At 61.2% G+C, this 18787-nt stretch carries 16 protein-coding genes and 4 pseudogenes; 12 read left to right on the forward strand and 8 right to left on the reverse strand.

Annotated elements, in window-relative coordinates:
* Window positions 1–189: 189 nt before the first annotated feature.
* The 4 genes and pseudogenes from GNZ13_RS37540 to GNZ13_RS37555 all read left to right on the forward strand — a co-directional run.
* A pseudogene (locus tag GNZ13_RS37540) lies at window positions 190–1486 on the forward strand (response regulator); the annotation flags it as partial.
* Between the two features lie 476 nt (window positions 1487–1962).
* Window positions 1963–2274, forward strand: a pseudogene (locus GNZ13_RS37545) (porin); the annotation flags it as partial.
* Between the two features lie 186 nt (window positions 2275–2460).
* Window positions 2461–2895, forward strand: a complete 435-nt coding sequence (locus GNZ13_RS37550) for a CHRD domain-containing protein (protein ID WP_172174359.1) — start codon at window positions 2461–2463, stop codon at window positions 2893–2895.
* Window positions 2896–3016: 121 nt separating this feature from the next.
* Window positions 3017–3991 (forward strand): alpha/beta hydrolase, encoded by a 975-nt coding sequence (locus GNZ13_RS37555; RefSeq protein WP_172174362.1) that lies wholly within the window; start codon window positions 3017–3019, stop codon window positions 3989–3991.
* On the opposite strand, the gene GNZ13_RS37560 is transcribed toward GNZ13_RS37555, so the two are convergent.
* Window positions 3961–4803 carry an EcsC family protein gene (locus GNZ13_RS37560; protein ID WP_172174365.1) on the reverse strand — a complete coding sequence of 281 codons (843 nt, stop codon included), beginning with the start codon at window positions 4801–4803 and terminating at the stop codon, window positions 3961–3963. The genes GNZ13_RS37555 and GNZ13_RS37560 overlap by 31 nt on opposite strands.
* A gap of 140 nt (window positions 4804–4943) precedes the next feature.
* On the opposite strand from GNZ13_RS37560, the gene GNZ13_RS37565 reads away from it, so the two are divergent.
* Together GNZ13_RS37565 and GNZ13_RS37570 are read left to right on the forward strand one after the other, a co-directional pair.
* Window positions 4944–6539, forward strand: coding sequence for an MDR family MFS transporter (locus tag GNZ13_RS37565; protein ID WP_172174368.1), 1596 nt, complete (start codon window positions 4944–4946; stop codon window positions 6537–6539).
* 31 nt (window positions 6540–6570) lie between these two features.
* Window positions 6571–7077 (forward strand): MarR family winged helix-turn-helix transcriptional regulator, encoded by a 507-nt coding sequence (locus GNZ13_RS37570; RefSeq protein ID WP_172174371.1) that lies wholly within the window; start codon window positions 6571–6573, stop codon window positions 7075–7077.
* A 135-nt stretch (window positions 7078–7212) separates the two neighbouring features.
* Here the strand turns inward: GNZ13_RS37570 and GNZ13_RS37575 are convergent, their stop codons facing one another.
* Window positions 7213–8490 carry an amino acid deaminase gene (locus GNZ13_RS37575; protein ID WP_172174374.1) on the reverse strand — a complete coding sequence of 426 codons (1278 nt, stop codon included), beginning with the start codon at window positions 8488–8490 and terminating at the stop codon, window positions 7213–7215.
* Between the two features lie 146 nt (window positions 8491–8636).
* On the opposite strand from GNZ13_RS37575, the gene GNZ13_RS37580 reads away from it, so the two are divergent.
* The 5 genes and pseudogenes from GNZ13_RS37580 to GNZ13_RS54440 form a co-directional block, all read left to right on the forward strand.
* Complete coding sequence (locus GNZ13_RS37580; protein ID WP_172174377.1) at window positions 8637–9527, forward strand: MurR/RpiR family transcriptional regulator; 891 nt, start codon at window positions 8637–8639, stop codon at window positions 9525–9527.
* 3 nt (window positions 9528–9530) lie between these two features.
* On the forward strand, window positions 9531–11012 hold the full coding sequence (locus tag GNZ13_RS37585) for an N-acyl-D-amino-acid deacylase family protein (protein ID WP_172174380.1): 1482 nt from the start codon (window positions 9531–9533) through the stop codon (window positions 11010–11012).
* 69 nt (window positions 11013–11081) lie between these two features.
* Window positions 11082–11468 carry a RidA family protein gene (locus GNZ13_RS37590; RefSeq protein ID WP_172174671.1) on the forward strand — a complete coding sequence of 129 codons (387 nt, stop codon included), beginning with the start codon at window positions 11082–11084 and terminating at the stop codon, window positions 11466–11468.
* A 789-nt stretch (window positions 11469–12257) separates the two neighbouring features.
* Window positions 12258–12644, forward strand: a pseudogene (locus tag GNZ13_RS37595) (fatty acid desaturase); the annotation flags it as partial.
* Window positions 12645–12663: 19 nt separating this feature from the next.
* Window positions 12664–12717: pseudogene (locus GNZ13_RS54440) on the forward strand (hypothetical protein); the annotation flags it as partial.
* Window positions 12718–12933: 216 nt separating this feature from the next.
* Here GNZ13_RS54440 and GNZ13_RS37600 read toward each other — a convergent pair.
* The 6 genes from GNZ13_RS37600 to gtdA all read right to left on the reverse strand — a co-directional run bounded on the left by GNZ13_RS37600 (window position 12934) and on the right by gtdA (window position 17633).
* On the reverse strand, window positions 12934–13221 hold the full coding sequence (locus tag GNZ13_RS37600) for a DUF4148 domain-containing protein (RefSeq protein ID WP_172174383.1): 288 nt from the start codon (window positions 13219–13221) through the stop codon (window positions 12934–12936).
* A 270-nt stretch (window positions 13222–13491) separates the two neighbouring features.
* The gene (locus GNZ13_RS53630; protein ID WP_268959227.1) at window positions 13492–13686 is read right to left on the reverse strand and encodes a nuclear transport factor 2 family protein; all 195 of its coding nucleotides are present in this window, start codon (window positions 13684–13686) and stop codon (window positions 13492–13494) included.
* A gap of 152 nt (window positions 13687–13838) precedes the next feature.
* Window positions 13839–15047 carry a 3-hydroxybenzoate 6-monooxygenase gene (locus GNZ13_RS37610; protein ID WP_172174386.1) on the reverse strand — a complete coding sequence of 403 codons (1209 nt, stop codon included), beginning with the start codon at window positions 15045–15047 and terminating at the stop codon, window positions 13839–13841.
* A gap of 93 nt (window positions 15048–15140) precedes the next feature.
* Entirely contained in the window at window positions 15141–15782 is a 642-nt protein-coding gene (gene maiA / locus GNZ13_RS37615; protein ID WP_172174389.1) for a maleylacetoacetate isomerase, read from the reverse strand.
* 33 nt (window positions 15783–15815) lie between these two features.
* Window positions 15816–16514 (reverse strand): fumarylacetoacetate hydrolase family protein, encoded by a 699-nt coding sequence (locus GNZ13_RS37620; RefSeq protein ID WP_172174392.1) that lies wholly within the window; start codon window positions 16512–16514, stop codon window positions 15816–15818.
* Between the two features lie 72 nt (window positions 16515–16586).
* Window positions 16587–17633, reverse strand: a complete 1047-nt coding sequence (gene gtdA / locus GNZ13_RS37625; RefSeq protein ID WP_172174395.1) for a gentisate 1,2-dioxygenase — start codon at window positions 17631–17633, stop codon at window positions 16587–16589.
* 189 nt (window positions 17634–17822) lie between these two features.
* Between gtdA and GNZ13_RS37630 the strand changes: the two genes are divergently transcribed.
* Entirely contained in the window at window positions 17823–18758 is a 936-nt protein-coding gene (locus GNZ13_RS37630; RefSeq protein ID WP_172174398.1) for a LysR substrate-binding domain-containing protein, read from the forward strand.
* Window positions 18759–18787 lie beyond the last annotated feature (29 nt).

Genomic DNA, 18787 nt, shown 5'->3' on the forward strand with positions numbered 1-18787 from the left:
CGTGATTTCACGTCGAGGGGCGTCAAGGCAAGTGTCAAGCGAGTTGGATTTCCCCTGCGCGTTCGCCGAATACACCTACAACAACCGAGAAAAATCTTTGTGAACCTTCGAGTCATTCTGGCAGATGATCATCCTTTCGTTCTGCTTCGGGTTCGGGCTGAACTGGAAATGCATGCCGGCGTCACCATTGTCGGCGAACCTGGGGTCGGTACGCGCAGACTGTGCACCTCACGATGCCTGTGGCATCGCAGCGTTACTGAACGAGCGGCTTGCGCGGCAAACGCGGCGTTGTGGCGACGGATGACGCACGGGTCGCGCAGGCACTGGTGCATTTCGGCGAAGCTCTCGGACTCGAATTGCGCCGTGTGTCGTCCGACGTGGCCGAACTCGGCGAACCTGCCGCTCTGGCAGGCGTGGATATGATTTTCCTGGGTGAAGATGTGGTGGTGCACACGAGCGTCGGGTCCGGTGCGCGGATCATCTGCCTGACCGAAAAGCCGAAGCCGACCGGCTACCGCATCCTCGACAACAACGTTCGCGTCAGTATCAACCCGATCTCGTGGCGCGGTCTCGGTGCGGCATGCGCCGCGGCGATGACGGAGCTGCCGTCGATGGCGCCGCGTCCGCCGGCATGCCGCGCATGGCTGAAGGCGCCACCGTGTCGCCGGACCGCGAACGGGCAATTGCCGGCGGACGGCTGATCCTGGTTGCGGAAGACCATCCGATGAATCAGGAGTTGATCCGTCATCAACTGGCCTTGCTCGGTTTTGCCTGCGACGTGACGAACGACGGCGTCGAGGCACTCGCCGCGCTCGAACAAACCAGCTATGGAAGTCTGATCACAGACTGCCACATGCCGAACCTGTCCGGCTACGAGCTGGCGCGGCGCGTCCGGGAGCAGGAGCAGGGTGGCGCACACCATCTGCCGATCCTGCGTATTACCGCGAACACCGCGCCAGAAGACCTGAAACTATGTCGTGACGCGGGCATGGATGACTGCCTCGTCAAGCCGACGCGGCTCGCTACTTTGCGCGACTACCTGAGCCGTTGGTTCGGCACTGACAGCGCATGGCAAGCCGTACCCGCTGAAATGGTCAACGCGCCGCCAGTTTCAGGGCCGGATGCGTGCGGTGGCTCTGAGCCATTCGTTCCGGTCGACCTGAGTCACATGACGCAGTTGTGGGGGAGCGAATCGACCGTTAAGGCGTTGCTCGATTCGTTCGTTTCTTCGGTGCGCGAAGACGTGCAGGCGTTGTCGCCGCTACTCGAGCGCGTCGAGGTCGAGCGTCTGCGCGAGTGGCATCATCGCTTGGCAGGGGCGGCGAGCGTGTTGCAGTACCCGCCGCTGCTTAACGCGTTGGAAGACTACCGGCGGGACATCACCGTCAAGACGCCGGAACGCTTGCGCAGCGACGGGCTGGCGTTGGCACGCAAGTGCAATACGATGCTGGATGGAATCGAAGAGCAGGCTGCGTTGCTTGCATGACGTTGCTCCGTACCGCGGCGAGACGGCGCCGTGGCGCCTCGCTTGGGCGATCGCCGCGGCGGGCCTCGAAAGTGAATCTAGGCGGCAAATCGAGAGGACAAAACGAGAGGACAAAACGAGAGGACAAAACGAGAGGACAAAACGAGAGGACAAAACGAGAGGACAAAACGAGAGGACAAAACGAGAGGACAAAAAAAACGCGGCCGAAGCCGCGTTAAAGATTTGGAGACATCCCTCGATGAAGGAGTCACTTCTCGCAATCGGAAGCATAACCGGGACGGCGCAAAAGATTCATCACAAAATTCGCAATTAACTGTTTGGAAAAATCGATGAAAGCGTCGACCCGGCTCTGTTTCGAAAATAGTCGACGGTGAATTCGACGAACGAGTGTGTCCTCGCGGACACATGCCGGCGCCTGGGGCAGACCAGCGAGACTTCCTTGTCCGCACCTTTGATTCGATATGTACAACGACGCCTCGGTACGTTACAACAAGTACGAAGTCAACGCGCGCTATAACCTGACGCCGGCTCTGGCATTCGGCGCGGCCTACACGTACACGCAAGCGTTGCAGCACACGCCTGGCACGTCGAACGGATCGAGCCACTGGAACCAATTCGGTTTGCAGGCTGATTACGCGCTGTCCAAGCGCACTGATCTGTACGCCGAAGGCGTCGCGGATATCGGCGCGGACGGTAACACGGTCGGCGCGCAAGTGTTCGGCACCGACGCACCGTCGTCGAGCAAGAACCAGGTGGTCGTGACCACGGGTATCCGTCACCGCTTCTAAAGCATTGCTGCAGGAAGGAAAAAGCACCGCTCGCGCTGCTTTTTTTGTTGGGCGCGCGTCTGGCGAAGGCACCCTTGTCATATGGCCCCAGGCGCAAACAGGTCCGGCGGATTTGCACTAGTATGTGGTTGCTTCGCGCGTGGCCGATATGTCGGTGCGGCGGTGCATTAAAGTCCGGAGAAGACCATGATTGCGCTTCGAAAACTGAATTTTGCGGTGGTGGTGTGGGCATTGGCGTCGGGCGTCGCCTTTGCGGATACGGTGGCGTTGAAGGCCGACCTCGAACCGTCGAGCGAAGTGCCGCCACGCGTGAGTCACGGGCACGGCATGTTGAACGCCACGTTCGATACGTCGACCAAGTCCCTGCAGTGGACGATTACCTATGAAGGGCTGAGCGGCCCGGCAACCGCCGCACATTTCCACGGTCCCGCGCCGGTCGGGCAGAACGCCAAGATCCAGGTGCCGATCGGGAAGGGCGCGCTCGCAAGTCCGATCAAAGGATCGGCGGCGCTCACCGAACAGCAGGTGACGGATCTGATGGCGGGGCAGTGGTACTTCAACGTCCATACCGAGCAGAATCCGACGGGCGAGATTCGCGGGCAGGTTTTGCCGGCGAACTAAGCAAAAGGAAAGCCGTGCCCGGTGGCGCGGGCACTTTTTCAGGATTAGAAGCCGTCTTCCATTGCCACAGCGGCGAACGCACGTACCATGACGGGACACTATCTCTAGGGAGCGTGTCCCGATGAGCTGGCAAAGTGCACTCGCGTGCTGGTATCTGCGCAGGCAGTTTCGCCCGCAAACCCTCAAGCCGGGCGTCAATGTCGAGAAAGCGCGTGCGCTGACGGCCAAACGTGTCTGGTCGCCGCGCGTGCCAGGCGGCTGGCGTCTGCGTGAATTGTACGGGTCGGGAGATCGGCCGCTGCGGGGTGAGTGGATCGAGCGCGCGGACGGCGGGTCCACTTCCGGGAACGGCACGACCGTGCTGTATTGCCACGGCGGCGGCTACTACTTCTGTTCGCCGCGTACGCATCGCTCCATCGTATTCGGCTTGGCCACGCGTGCGAATGCACCGATCTTGTCCCTCGACTACAGGCTCGCCCCCGAGCATCGTTTTCCAGCCGCCCTCGACGATGCGGCCGCGGCGTACCGCCAACTGATCGCAGACGGCACGCCGCACGAGTCGATCGTGATCGCCGGGGACTCAGCAGGCGGCGGCCTTGCGCTCGCTACGCTAATCGCCTTGCGCGACGCCGGCGATCCGTTGCCGGCAGGCTGCCTGCTGTTCTCGCCGTGGACCGATCTGGCCGCTACCGGCGCCACCATCCGCACCAACGACGGTCTCGATCCCATGTTCAGCGGTCCCGCTATCGGGCCCGCAGCCAAGCCTTATCTCGGCGAAACGTCCGCGACACATCCCTACGCTTCGCCGGTCTATGCAGACCTGCACGGCTTGCCGCCGCTCTTCATCATGGCGGGCAGCACCGAGGTACTGCTTGACGACTCGCAACGCGTTGCCGACAAGGCGCGTGCAGCGGGCGTCGACTGTGAGTTAGAAGTGTGGAAGAAGATGCCGCACGTCTGGCCGTTGTTCACACCGTTCATCCCGGAAGGCGGCCGCGCGCTCGACCGTGCCGCGGCATTCGTGCGGCGCGTGACGAGTGCAACGCGCGGGCGCAACACGGCCGCTCAGCCATCCAGCGTGACATCCATCGCCTGATAGGCGGCCTCGACCGTTTCCTGGCCGTATTTCCGCTCCAGTCGCCTCACCGTGAAGTGGCCGTGCGCGACCTGCTGGAAGTGGTCGATGAACACCGTATTGACCATCGCGCCGAGCACCGCGCCGATCGCCGGAATCGACTTGGCGGCGATCTGCTCGCTCACCTGCACCGAAAAACGCGCGGCGATCGCGTTGAGCAGGCGTAGCAAAGCTGCGGAGCCATGCGCGGAGACGCCTTTCGTCGCGATTTCGGATGAAGCCTTCGATACCGCCTGCGCCAGCGCGCCGCGCATGATGAAGTAACCGAAGTCGGCGTCGTCGTCGGCTTTCGAGGTGCCGCCCATGCCGAGCACCGTTAGGCATTGCAGCTGCGTGTCGATCGACGTCAGATCCTCGCCCTCGCTGCGCGCGATGTCGCAGATCGAGCGAAACATCAGCGTGGTCGTGACCGGCAGCTCGACGGGCAGCGCGAACAGGCCGAAGGCACCGCCGGCCGCGCCGGTGGTGGCCACGGCGAACTTGTGCAGCAGGTTGCTCGGCTTGTCGGGCACGATCAGGGGCGAGGCGCCTGCCTGCCGCCCAAGCGTGCGCAGTGCAATCGAGAGACACTTGCGCAGCGCCAGTTCAGTCGCGTCCGTGACCTTCTCGTTAGCAAACGCCGGCATGCGTGAGAGCAGCTTTTCGAGTGGCGAGCCGACGATGCTGGCCAGCTTCATCGCCAGCGCGGGGCTCTCCAGTTCGTGTTTCGCGCGTCGCAGCGCGCTCAGGTCGTCGTCCGATAACGATTGTGCTGCGAGCGAACTCGGCTCCATGTGCCTCCCTGGCGTCATGTGTTTTCCATTCTTCAGTCGATTGCCGACGCAGTGAACCGCGCCGGCGGGTTCCAGCTTAGAGCATCACCCCGTGGTATGATTCCCAATCGTTTGACGAGTCAACTGTTGCTCTATCAAAAATGGCTGTCCATACCGCCGCCCACCACTCGAGTGGGCAAGTTTTGCCTTTCCGTGAATCGCTACTGGCGATGCTCGGCATTTCCTTCGTCACGATGCTGGTCGCCCTCGACCAGACGGTGGTCGGCACCGCGTTGCCCACTATCGTTTCGGAACTGAAGGGTTTCGAGCTTTACGCGTGGGTCGCCACGTCGTATTTGTTGACCTCGGTGATTACCGTGCCGATCTTCGGCCGACTCGGCGATTACTACGGGCGCAAGCCATTCGTGATCGCATCGATCGTGGTGTTCACGGGGGCTTCGGTGCTGTGCGGCGCCGCCAACAACATGCTGTTCCTCGTGCTCGCGCGCGGTCTGCAGGGCATCGGTGGCGGCATGCTGGTCGGTACCGCCTTCGCGTGCATTCCTGATCTCTTCCCCGACTCGGTCGTGCGACTACGCTGGCAAGTGCTGATGAGTTCGGCGTTCGGGATTGCGAACGCGGTGGGGCCGTCGCTCGGCGGCTTTCTCACGCAGTACTACGGCTGGCGCTCGGTGTTCTATGTGAATCTGCCGGTCGGCTTGCTGTCGCTGTTTTTCGTCTGGCGCTTCCTCCCACATTTGCGGCATGTCGAGCACGAGGGCAAGATGCGGCTCGATTGGCCGGGTGCGCTGCTGATCGCAGTGGCGCTCGGTTCGCTGCAGCTGTTCGTCGAGTTGTTGCCGAAGCACGGCGTCACTTTGAGCGCCTTCGCGCTGCTTGCACTGAGCGTCGCTTCGGCGTACGGGTTGTGGCAGTGGGAAAAGCGTTGCCCGACGGCGATTCTGCCGGTGGATATGTTTCGTAATCGCAGTCTGGCGGCGCTCTTTACGCTCGCCGTGCTGGGCGGCTTCACCATGTTCTCGTTGCTGTTCTACGCGCCGTTGCTGTTCCAGGGCGGCTTCGGGATGTCGCCGAAAGAAGCGGGGCTTGTCATTACGCCGCTCGTCGTGTTCATCACGATCGGCAGTATCGCCAACGGCCGTATTGTCTCGCGTGTGCGCAATCCGAATCTGATGCTGTACATCGGCTTCGCGCTGGTGGCGCTGGCGTGCCTCGGCGTGGTCATCGCAACGCGTTCCATGCCGCAATGGCTGCTGATGTCGTTCATGGTGCTCGGCGGCCTCGGTCTCGGCTTCGTGATGCCGAATCTGACGATCTTCGCGCAGCAGACGGCCGGCCGCGAGCACCTCGGTATCGCCACCGCGCTGCTGCAGTCGCTGCGGATGATCGGCGGGATGATCGGCACTGCGCTCACCGGCACTTTGATTAGCCATATGTACGCGAGCGGCGTGCGTAGCGCGCTGGAAAACGATCGCGCGTCGCAATGGTTCCCCGATCTCGGCGACCCGCAAATCCTGATCAATCGCGACGCGCAAACCACCTTGCTCGGCCAGTTGACGCATGCGGGCCACAACGGCGCGATGCTGCTCGAGAGCGCGCGCGAGGCGCTCGTCGCGGCGATTCATCTGGGTCTCGCGCTGGCGGCGATCATCGCCGTGGTGTCCGTGTGGCAAAGCCGTCGTGTGCCGCCAATCAAGCTCCAGCGCAAGCTCGAGCCGGTGATTCACGCGGATTGATTTTTTAGCCCTACCGTTTTACAGACAGATCATGGAAGAACAGGACCGCGTCGCCGTCATGCAGCAATTCGGCCGCACTTATCGGGCGTTCATGTCGGCATTCGAGGCCCACGTCGGCCAGCCGTTGCCGCGCTGGCGCATTCTGCTCGCGCTGCACGAGCAGGCTGGCGAGTCGTCGCAGAAGCGGCTGGTCGAACGCTTGCGCGTCGATCCGGGCGCGCTCACGCGGCAATTGAAAACGCTCGAGGGTCTAGGCTGGATCGCTCGCAGCATGGATACGCGCGATAACCGCGTGACCAATGTGCGTTTGACCGAAGCGGGGCAGTCGGCGACTGAAGCCAGCCTGCCGCGCCGCAACGCTTTTTTGCACGACACGATGGCGGCATTGCCGGACGATGCGCTGAGCGCGCTGTCGGGGGCTTTGAAGATGCTGGAAGTGCGGATCGGCGAAGTGGCGGCGACGGCTAACGCTGCAGGCACGGACTCTGCCGCTTCTGCGCAAGCGCAGGACGCGGCTAGCACTGTCCCGGCACGTTAGACCTCACAGACCAAAGAGCGGCCGATTCAGCGCCGCAGCCGTTGCGAATGACATGACCTGAGCCGAGGTCATGAACGTCATGAGCATCACGAACGGCGCGCCACTTCACCGTGAAGCGCGCCGTTTGCGTCAAGATCAGAAGAACGTTTCGATCACTTCCGTGACGCGGTACGACGGATCGACCACCAGCACCTGACGCCACTTGTCGAACGTCAGGCATGGATGCGAGATGTCGAACGAAATCATGTCGCCCACCTTCAGATCGGCGCCCGCGGGAATCCGCAGGTACGCGTGCTGATCCATCAGGCCGAAAATCTCCCAGCCTTCGCTCGCCGCGATATCGCGCGGCGCTTCGGTGCCCGGACGATAGTGGCGCGCCGGCTCAGGCATGCCCGCGTCGAAAGCGGAATCGCGTTTGCCGAGACCGATGATCGCTCGATCCGGTTCCGGAATCGACTGCACATACGCCCACAGTTGCAGCGCCGGCAACAGGCCTTCACCCATTTTCTTCGCGACCGGATTGCGCGCGAAGATGTCTGTTTGCGCCTTGCGGTAGATGCCGACGTCATGCGACAGATAGCAGCCGGGCCGCAGCACGACTTCGACCTTGCCGGTCTCCGAGGCCTTCACGAATTCTTCCGCGACCACGTCGTACCAGGCCGAGCCGGCGCCTGACAAAACGGCGGGCGTGCGGGCAAAACGTCCTTCCTCGACAAGCGCGCGCGTCACAGCGACGGCGCTCTGCAGGAACTCGCGCACTTCGTGTTCTTCTTTCAGCACGCCTTCATACAACTCGACGCCTGCCAGCTTCAACACATCCGGATAGCGCGCGATCGCCTCGAGCACCGCGTTGCGCTGCGCTTCGTCGCGCACGCCGGTGCGGCCGCCCGGCACGCCGAGCTCGAGCAATACTTGTAGCGGCTTGCGCACCGACGTGAAAAACTGACCCAGTTGCTCGACGCCTTCGACTGAATCGACGAGGCAGAAGAACTCGAAATCAGGATCGCTCAGCAACTCGGCGACCATCATCATGTTGCGGTGGCCAACCAGCTGGTTGGCCATCAGGATCCGCGATACGCCGCCGTGATACGCCGCGCGCACCTGATGCGCGGTGGCGAGCGTGATGCCCCATGCGCCGGTTTCGAGTTGACGGCGAAACAGTTGCGGCGCCATGGTGGTTTTGCCGTGCGGCGCGAGCTTGACGCCGTATTCCGCGACGAACGCCTGCATCCACTTCAGATTGTGTTCCACACGATCCGCGTACAGCACGGCGGCGGGCAGGCTCACGTCTTCGTTCAGCAGGTTCCACTCGAGGCGCGCGGCATCCGTGAGTTGGATACTGGTGCCCGGAACCATGCCCAAGCCCTTGCTATAAGGATCAATCGTTGCGCCCTGATAGTTTGTAACTTTCATGTCTCCCTGCTCCATCGTCCAGTTAAATTGAATCAAAGTTGACTTTACTATGTTACCGAAAGTACGATGCTTGAAGAAATGTTATTTAGTACCACAGCTTGCCGGAGGCGTTTTGTAAGCCTTCGCGAGACATCCCACAGCCTGCAATGAATTCAACTGCCGAACCGCTGGCCTTCGATATTGTCGCGCGCATCGCCGAATGCGCGCCGGAACTGCGTTCGGCCGAACGGAAGGTTGCGGCACTGATTCTCGACGATCTGACCGGCGCATCGCGCGCCAGCATTGGCGCGCTCGCCGAGCAGGCAGAGGTGAGCGTTGCGACCGTGACCCGTTTTGCCAAGGCGGTGGGTTGCCGCGACGTGCGGGAGTTGAAGCTGCGGCTCGCGCAGGCTGCAGCGGTCGGCCAGCGCTTCTTGCAAGCGGGCGGACCCACCGATGCACCCGAGCCGATCGCCACCCGCGTATTCGACGAACTGCAAACCGCGCTTGCGCATAACCATCAACTTCTTCGCCAGGCGCCTTTAGCCGAAGCGGCAGCCGCCTTGCGCGCCGCGCGAATGATCTATGTATTCGGTATGGGCGGCGGTTCGACCGCATTGGCCGATGAGATGCGCTTCAGGCTCGTGCGCCTCGGCCGGCCTGTCGCGACCTATCAGGACGGCTTGTTGCAGCGCATGGTGGCGAGCACCGTATCGCGCGAGTGCGTGGTGATCGCGCTGTCCACCACCGGGCGCGTGCCCGAGATGGTCGAGAACTGCAAGATCGCACGCAGCTACGGGGCGACTGTGATCGCCCTGACCGCGCCGGCTTCGCCTTTGGCCAAACTGGCCGATTGGGTGATCCCGATTGTCGCCTTTGAAACCGATTTCATTTACAAGCCATCGTCGTCGCGCTACGCGATGATGATGGCGCTCGATGTGCTCGTCACCGAACTTGCCGTCAGTCAGGGTGACGAGAGCCGAGAATTGCTGCGCCGCATGAAGCACGCGCTCGACGCGCACCGTGGCGGCGGCGATCGACAACCGTTAGGAGACTGATCCATGCATTCGCATCCCGAAGCCGCCGATACGCTGATCGTCGGCGCGCAACTGTACGACGGCACGGGCGCGCCGCCGGTCGAACGCGACGTCGCGATCCGTGACGGTCGCATCGTCGCGATCGGCAATCTGTCGAACTGGCTCGCCGAAGAGGTGATCGAGGCCAACGGCCGCGCGCTGGCGCCGGGCTTCATCGACGTTCATACGCATGACGACACGCACGTGATCCAGTCGCCGCAAATGTTGCCGAAGATCACCCAGGGCGTGACAACGGTGATCGTCGGCAATTGCGGGATCAGCGCGTCGCCGGTTTCGTTGAAGGGCGATCCGCCTGATCCGATGAACCTGCTCGGCGAGCGTGACGCGTTCCAATACCCGACTTTCGCTGCGTACGTCGAAGCGGTGAACGCGGCGCGTCCCGCGGTGAATGTCGGCGCGCTGATTGGGCACACGGCGTTGCGCAGCAATCAGATGGACCGACTCGATCGCGCGGCGACGGCCGAGGAAATCGACGGCATGCGTGCGCAACTCGAAGAGGCGTTGTCGAACGGGGCGCTGGGTTTGAGTTCGGGACTCGCGTACGGCTCTGCTTTCTCGGCGCCGACCGAAGAGGTGATGGCGCTGGCCGAGCCGCTGGCCGCTGCGGGTGCGCTTTACACGACGCACATGCGTACCGAGTTCGACGCGATTCTCGACGCGATGGACGAAGCCTATCGGGTGGGCCGTCACGCACATGTGCCGGTGGTGATTTCGCATCTGAAGTGCGCGGGGCCGTCGAACTGGGGGCGCAGCGAAGAGGTGCTGAAGTCGCTGGAAGGCGCGCGTCGTTTGCAGCCGATCGGCTGCGATTGCTATCCGTACAACCGCAGTTCGTCGACGCTCGATCTGAAGCAGGTGACGGGCGATATCGACATCACGATTACGTGGTCGGAGCCGCATCCCGAGATGGCGGGCAAGCTGATCAAGGAAATTGCCGCCGAGTGGGGCGTCACGCAGCAGGAGGCGGGCAAGCGCTTGCAGCCGGCGGGCGCGGTGTATCACAACATGTCTGAGGACGACGTGCGGCGGATTCTGTCGCATCCCGCAACGATGGTCGGCTCAGATGGTTTGCCGAACGATCCGCTGCCGCATCCGCGTTTGTGGGGCGCGTTTCCGCGCGTGCTCGGCCACTACGCGCGCGATGCGAAGTTGCTGCCGCTCGAAGAGGCGGTGCGCAAGATGACCAGCTTGTCGGCGCAACGGTTTGGTTTGACGCAGCGAGGCGAGGTGCGTATCGGTTATCACGCGGATCTGGTGTTGTTCGACCCGGCCAGGGTTCGCGACGCGGCGACGTTCGAGAATCCGCAACAGGCCGCCGATGGCATCGACGCGGTGTGGGTGAATGGCGTGTTGACTTACCGCGATGGCGCGGTGACCGGTGAACGGGCAGGGCATTTTGTTGCGCGGGGTGCGGCGTCGAAGGGCGATGCGCACGGCGCGTTTTGATTTTGGTTTTCTGATCGATGCGGCATGCGTATTCGTTGGCGCGTGCCGGACTTTTGAAGGAGTTGGATGATGAAGCGATATGGCGTTGAAGGCGGCAAGGGTACTGGTGGTCAACATATGCCCTTTGCTCGGGCAGTCGAAGCGGATGGCTGGTTGTTTGTTTCTGGGCAGACGCCGATGGAGAACGGTGAGGTGATCAACGGTGGCATCGTTGAGCAATCGCGCAAGGCGATTCAGAATGTTTTTGCCATTTTGAAGGAAGCTGGGTATGGGGCGGAGCATGTTGTCCGCTGTGGGGTGTGGCTTGATGATCCGCGTGATTTTGCTTCTTTCAATAAGGTGTTTCGGGAGTATTTTGGCGAGAATCCGCCGGCTCGGGCTTGTGTGGTTTCTTCTATGGTGATTGATTGTCGAGTCGAAGTTGACTGCGTCGCCTATAAGAAGCCTTCGGCTTAATTGGGGTTTTTTTGTTCGCCGTAGGCGGTGGGCGGTTTTTTTGCCTGCGCGGCGCTTGTTTGTCTGGTTGCCTGCGGCGTTGGCCTTGCCTTGAATTGATATTGGTTTATTAGTGTCGCCCCTGTGCGGGGCGGGCACTTACTTCTCTTTGCCGCCGCAAAGAGAAGTAAGCAAGAGAAAGCGGCTAAAGACCCCTGCTAAGCGGGTCCCTCGCGCAGTCGCGGTAGTGGTGCATCTGGAATCTGTGTTCTCGCACATTCGGCGTAAGTGACAAGGCAGTCATGCTTCCCGCCTCGCACTATGTGCTCGCCGGAAGGGTTCATCATGCAAATCCATGGCTTCGTTTGGACATGGGGGGAGCCATCGGCCTTGCCTCGGCGCGGACGGGCTGCATGAGAAACCAGTGGCTTTGTTTTGGGGTGGTGGGAGCCGTCGACTTCGACTCGGCGAGGCGCCGGAAAGCATATCTGTTTCGGGAAGTGCCGCTCGGGGCTCCGAGCGGCCGACAAGTCGCGGTAGCGCATGCAGGTGTCAGTTCGTACCTCGAATGAAGTGTAGACGTCAGCACTTAACTCGACAGACAGTGTCTGATGGGGCGAGTTCCAGCTAATACAAACGAAGCGCTGGCGGATTGGAGAAACGTGGGGATGCACCGGCGAGCCGCGGCGTTGAGCGAAGCGCGAAAACGAGCGAATGGGTTTTATGAAGTAGGCTTCGGCGCGCGCAGCGCCGCCGGAAGTATGACTGCCTTGTCACTTACGCCGAATGTACGAGAAGACGGATCACGAGCATCGCACCGTCATCAATGAGGCCGCGTGGTTCTGGCGGCTGCTGTTCCTGAATAACAACTATCATTTGGTTCACCATGACTTGCCGCATGTCCCGTGGTTTGCGCTCCGGCAAGTCTATGAAACGTCCCGCCAGCAATACATAGAACGTTCCGGAGGCTTTCTCGTACAGGGTTACGGCGAATGGCTGAGGCTTTACGCATTCGCTCCGGTTGCGCGTCCAGTGCATGACGACCTGTCCGATTCCCTCCAGAGGAATCCGTCGGTTTCCGCAAGCTTCGCGAGTAAATTGCGGGCGAATTTCATGGTAGTTATCCGTCGAAGAGAACTCCATGAAGCTCGCCCACCCGCTGCTGCTGAACGCCAAACCGCAAGACAAGCCCTATAAGCTCCGTGATCGCGACTCCATGTATCTACGGGTGTCGGTCCCGGGTTCGAAGGTATGGAAATTTGACTACCGGCTGGATGGCAAGGATTGCAGTTATACCCTTGGGCGGTTCCCCGATCTGTCGATAGCCGACATATTGCGGGAACCCGTCAGACTGAGGCTATACGCCGATACGAACAGCCGCATAGTCCTGCTCAAAGTCGCCCGGATAACCTCGGGAACATCGAGACCCGCGCGCAGTCAAGCACGGTCAGGATCGGACGCTTACGAAAGCGGCGCCCCCCCATCACTATTGCATACCGCTTTCCGAACCCGAACGAGACGTTCCGTTGGCGGCACCGCCATATCCCGAAACACCTGCTTGGGCTGTGGCGTTCTGTGCCGTCACTTTTGCTTCAGCGGCCTGGATATTTTCCGGGTAGTGAATCCCGTCGCGCGGGTTATAGCCGGCTTTCTCGACCTGCGCCAGTTCGGCACGCACCTGCTCACGGCTTACCGGCTGATTGGATTGAGCAAACGACGCAACGGGGGCTGCAATAAGGGCAGCAACAAGGACCTTCCGGGTGAATGACTTCATCGTGACGTACCTCAATGATTTCTGTTAGTGGCGCTACGAAGGACCTGCTCGGCCACTGCTGCGCACAGTCTAAAGGGCAAAAATCATTAGGGTAAGTACTGGTTTTTTAACTCTCCGTTGCTCTAGTGACAACAATCGGTCAACACGGGTTCGACCGTTTCTTGTGACGCGCTAATCGTCGTTTGCTTCGAATCAGCAACTAGAACGCCTGCTAGACCTGAGGAAGCACTCCTGCCAGGAATTTAATCCGGTTGACTGATTATCATGCCCTCACCCACGAACCACCCTAGATGACTCGATAAATCCTTCGACCCCGCCTTCGTAAGCACCATGTCGGTCAATCGCGTCTGGGTGATAACACGAACGCACCAGATCGAAGTCCATGCGATCGATGCCTCGGCAGTAGCGCGTGTGGACTTCACGGATCTCCGCCTTGTCTTGCTGTTCCTGACGCTTCGAATCCAATTTGTGTCTCCCAGTTCAAGTAAAAGCTGAAGCACATTGCCCCAACTAATGCCGGGACATTCTCGGCTTCAAGCTCGACACGCTGCTGGCAATAGTTTGTTGCAAACCAAACCAAGCCCGGCAATGGCTGCTGCCGCGTACCGCGTCAAATCTCAAATGACGCCCTTCAAGCACTCTTCCGCGCGCCAGCCGTGCAACCATTGCAGTGCGTCGTAAAACTGCTCCTGCGTTCGGCCGATCCAAAGGGAATTCCGAACTTGTCGCTCAACGCCCTTCGCGTGATAGATGCGACCCATTTCACGTGCCGAATACAACACGCGCGCCGTGCGCGGAATACGTGCAGTCTCGTATAGTTTGAACGCGGCTTCGAAATCGCCACCCGTCACAGCGACGGCGGCACCCAGCGTAACGGCATCTTCGAGCGCCTGGCAGGCGCCTTGTGCCAGGTATTGCGTCATCGGATGCGCGGCGTCGCCAAGCACCGTCGCACGGCCATAGCTCCAGCGCTCGACAGGGTCCCGGTCCGCCGTGGCCCAGCGCTTCCACGAAGTTGGTCGGTCGAGCATCTGATGTGGCAACGGATGAATGCCTTCGAAATAGGACAGCACTTCCTCCTTGCTGCCTTCGCGCACCCCCCATTCTTCTTTCTCGCGACTGTGGAACGTGACGACGAGGTTGTATTGCTTGCCGCCTCGCAGCGGGTAGTGCACGAGGTGGCAATTCGGGCCCGCCCACACCACAGGCGCATTGACCTGCAAATCCTTCGGCATGTTTTCGACATCAACGACGGCGCGATACACGACATGTCCCGTCACGCGATGCTCGTCGCCGATCAATGCCTTGCGTATTGCCGACTTCACGCCATCGCAACCGATCACGGCATTCGCGTCGTACCGCTCGCCATTCTGATCGATGACGGTCACACCGCCGGCATTCTGGTCGAGTTCGCAGACCCTCGTGTTGGTGCGGAACTGGATCAACGGATGATCCTTCACAGCTTCGAGTATCGACTGGTGAATGTCGGCACGATGAATCACCGCATATGGATTGCCAAAGCGCGTACGATACGGGGCGCCGACGTCGATTCGCATCACCTCTTTTGCGTCAAGCGCATCCATCAGTTTCAGGTAATCCGTAAAGACAGCGCGGCTGCGCGCCGCTTCACCGACGCCCAGTGCATCGAGCGCGTTGAACGCATTTGCGGCCAACTGGATTCCTGCGCCGATTTCCTGTATCTCAGGGGCCTGCTCCAGCAGCTGTATGTGAATGCCTTGACGTGCGAGCGCCAGCGCGGCGGCCAAGCCGCCAATACCGCCGCCGATCACGAGCACGCGCCGCCCTTTGCTGTCTGTCTCAATCATGTTTGTCTCCATTGTCGACAGGAGTTGGCGTGTCGACAGAAGTTAGCTCTTTAGCGCTTACTCCGGTCCCAAGCTCACTCCAGTCCCATGTAATCAGGCGATGTAATCGGGCTGGCGCTGCGGCTGCGCGGCTTCGAATGCCGGGTGTTTCGACGCGTGCTCAAAGACGGCGAGACTGCGCGGATACGGACTCAGGTCGCAGTCCATGCGCAGCGCGTTGGCGACCTGTGGCACGAGGCACATGTCGGCGAGCGTCGGCTGCGCGCCAAAGCACCACGGACCTGTGTTGCCGCGTTCGAGCATGCGCTCGGCGCCCGCCATGCCCTGGGCGATCCAGTGCCGGTACCACGAGCTTTTCTGCTGCGGCGTGACTTCGAGTTCCGTTTCCAGATATCGCAACACCCGCAAGTTATTGAGGGGATGGATGTCGCACGAGATCAGCGCGGCGAACTCGAGCACGCGCGCCCGCAGGGCCGGTTCGAGCGGAATCAGGCGCGGCTCGGGGTATTTCTGGTCGAGGTAGTCGATGATCGCGAGCGACTGGCCGAGTCTGAAATCGTCATCGATGAGCGCGGGCACCGACGCGGACGGATTCACGTTCGCCACATAGTCCTCTGCGCGATGTTCGCCCACGCGGATGTTAACGGGCAGCGTCTCGTACGCGAGTTCCTTGAGCGCAAGTGCAATGCGTACGCGGTACGACGTCGAACTATTGAAGAAGCTATGGAGTTGCACGGGTAGACCTCCGATGAATGCAGATTACGTATCTCAGGCCACACGCACCGTTACTTCGCCAAGACGTTCGACACCAACCTTCATCGTATCTCCCTTCTGCACCGCGCCGACGCCTTCAGGCGTGCCCGTGAAGATCAGGTCACCCGGTTCGACGCGGAAGAACTTAGACAAATACGCCACCGTCTCCGCGACCGACCAAATCAGATGCGACACGTCACTCTTCTGTTTGGTCTCGCCGTTGACCGTCAGCCACAGGCCGGCGTTTTCGAAGTGACCGACCTCGCTCGTCGGATGAATCGGCCCGATCGGCGCCGAGCGGTCAAACGCCTTGCCAATCTCCCACGGACGGCCCATTTCGCGCATTTTCATCTGCAGATCGCGCCGCGTCATGTCGAGGCCGACCGCGTAGCCCCATACGTGATCGAGAGCCTGTTCGAGCGGGATATCCGAGCCGCCTTTGCCAATCACAGCGACGAGTTCGGCTTCGTAATGGTAGTTCTGCGTCTGCGAAGGGTAAGCCAGTTCTAGCGTTTCGCCGTAAGCGACGGGCACGACGGCATCGGCCGGCTTGCAGAAGAAGAACGGCGGTTCGCGATCGGGATCAAAGCCCATTTCGCGCGCATGCGCGGCGTAGTTGCGGCCAACGCAATAGACGCGGCGCACCGCGAATTGAGCGTCGCTACCGGCGACGGGTACAGCAACGGGCGCTTCGGGCGGGAAAACAAAGGTCATGATGAGTTGGACTCGGCAAATAGGATTGGTAGCTCACCGCCAATGCGGCGCCTGGAAAGGAAAGTAACGCGTCTAGCTGCGCTCTTCGCGCAGCAGATTCAATGCCGCGAGCACAGGACGATCCGAATAGCTAAACAACACGCTTTCCGCCGATGCCGCCAGTTGCACGGGCGCCCACGACGGCACGACGAACACGTCGTGCGGCTCGAAGGTGAATTCGTCATTGCCGATCTTGACTGTGCCGTTGCCTTCGACGACGCAATACACCGTTGCATCGGTGCTGCGATATGTGCGGCCCTTGAAGCCGGCAGGCAGGTATTGCATGAAGGTCGCAATGGTCGGCATCGGCCAACCGCCTGTGGCCGGATTCACGTAGCGCAGCTTCACGCCGTCCCATTCGTCGAGTTCGCCATTGCGGTACAGCGCGTCGAGCGCTTCGCGGCTGCGCGCGTACGGGTAGCTGAAAATCGGTGAAGTGGGATTGGACACGCGATGCCGCACGGGCACCATGTTGTGGCCGAAGCGCGCGAAGCTGTCGCCTTCAGGGCGCGAAACCGGCTGTGTCGCTTCGGGGTAGTTCTCGGCGAATCCGGCGTCCATCTGCGCGACGAGCGGTATATCGAGGCCATCGAGCCACACGACAGGCTCGCCGCCCTCCTCCACGGAAGGATTACCGTGATCGTGCCATGTCCAAGATGGTGTGATGATGAAGTCGCCCGGATGCATCGTTGTGCGTTCGCCGTTGACAGCCGTCCACGCGCCCTCGCCTTCGACGATGAAGCGAAGCGCCGACTGCGTATGCCGGTGGCTCGGCGCGATCTCGCCGGGCAGGATCAACTGGAGTCCCGCGTACAGGTTCGGCGTCATGCTCGACTTGCCCGGCAGGCCCGGGTTTTCAAGCACCAGCACGCGGCGCACGGCTTCTTCCGCGCTGATCACGGCACCCGCCTGCATCACCAGTTCGCGCACTTGCGCGTACTTCCAGATCGCAGGCCGCGCTTTCGGTTGCGGTGCCTTGGGCACCAGGTTGTGCAGCGATTCCCAAAGCGGAGCCATACCCTGCTGGGCGATCCGCTCGTAATAGGCCGCGCGCGATTCGCCCGGATTGTTACTCGTCATTCGCGTCTCCTTTATGGTGTCTCGTGGGTTCCGACTCACTAGCCGGCCGCGGCGGCTCAGTGGATCCCGCACAATGATTTATATGCGACAGTGCCATGCCCAGTAAAATGGTGAAATCATCTAATCCATACGGTTTTGGATATACCTGCAACACAGGACTGACGAAAATCGTGACGAAGGAGCTGCGCAATGGACTGGACTTACCGCCTGCGACTGAGGCATCTGCAGGTACTGCTGAGCCTCGCAAGCACGGGCAATCTCAGCCAGTCGGCCGCGGCGCTCAACACGACGCAGCCGGCGCTGTCGAAATGGCTGAAGGAACTCGAGGAAGACGTCGGCCTGCCCCTTTTTGAGAGGCATGCGCGCGGCCTGCGACCCACGTCGTATGGCGAGGCGCTGATCGAGCACGCGCGCCGGATCGAAGCGCGTCTCGACATTGCGCGCGACGACATGCAGGCGCTGCGCGCGGGCGGCAGCGGCCTCGTCAGCATTGGGACCTCGGGCGTATCGGCGGCAGACACGGTGCCGCTCGCGGTCTCGCGGCTTCTCGAGCGCATGCCGCGGGCGCAGGTTCGGCTGGTCGAAAGCACAATGAACCAATTGATGCCACAGCTTGCGCGCGGGGAACTCGATATCGTTGTCGGCCGCTCGGGACAGCAGTACGACGACCCACAGCTGCAGACCGAAACGCTATATACGGAGCCGATCAACTTCGTCGCACGGCCAGATCATGCGCTCATGGAAAAAGCACAACTCGGCTGGGACGACGTGCTCGCGTATTCGTGGATCGTCTGGCCGCAGGGCACGCCCGTGCGCAACGCGCTGGAGACGGCGCTCGCGGCCGCGGCACGCACGCTGCCCAATCACTGCGTCGAATCGAATTCGTCGATTTTCAATCTCACGCTGCTGAACAACACTGATCTGGTGGGCGTCGCCTCGCATCGGGCCGCGCTTCGCTTTGAGCAACTGAACGCGCTTCGCATTCTGCCGGTTCAACTCGAAGGCTTCGGCTCGGTATCGGTCTACTGGCACGCCGAGAACGTCAATCGCGTCGCGGTGGCCATGGCACTGGAGAGTCTTCGCAATTTTGCAGACCCGCACATGAAAGAATGGCACACCGCCTGAGGCGCCTTTTCCAAACGGATCCCACTGCC

The sequence above is a fragment of the Paraburkholderia elongata genome, assembly GCF_013177735.1.
Lineage (GTDB): Bacteria > Pseudomonadota > Gammaproteobacteria > Burkholderiales > Burkholderiaceae > Paraburkholderia > Paraburkholderia elongata.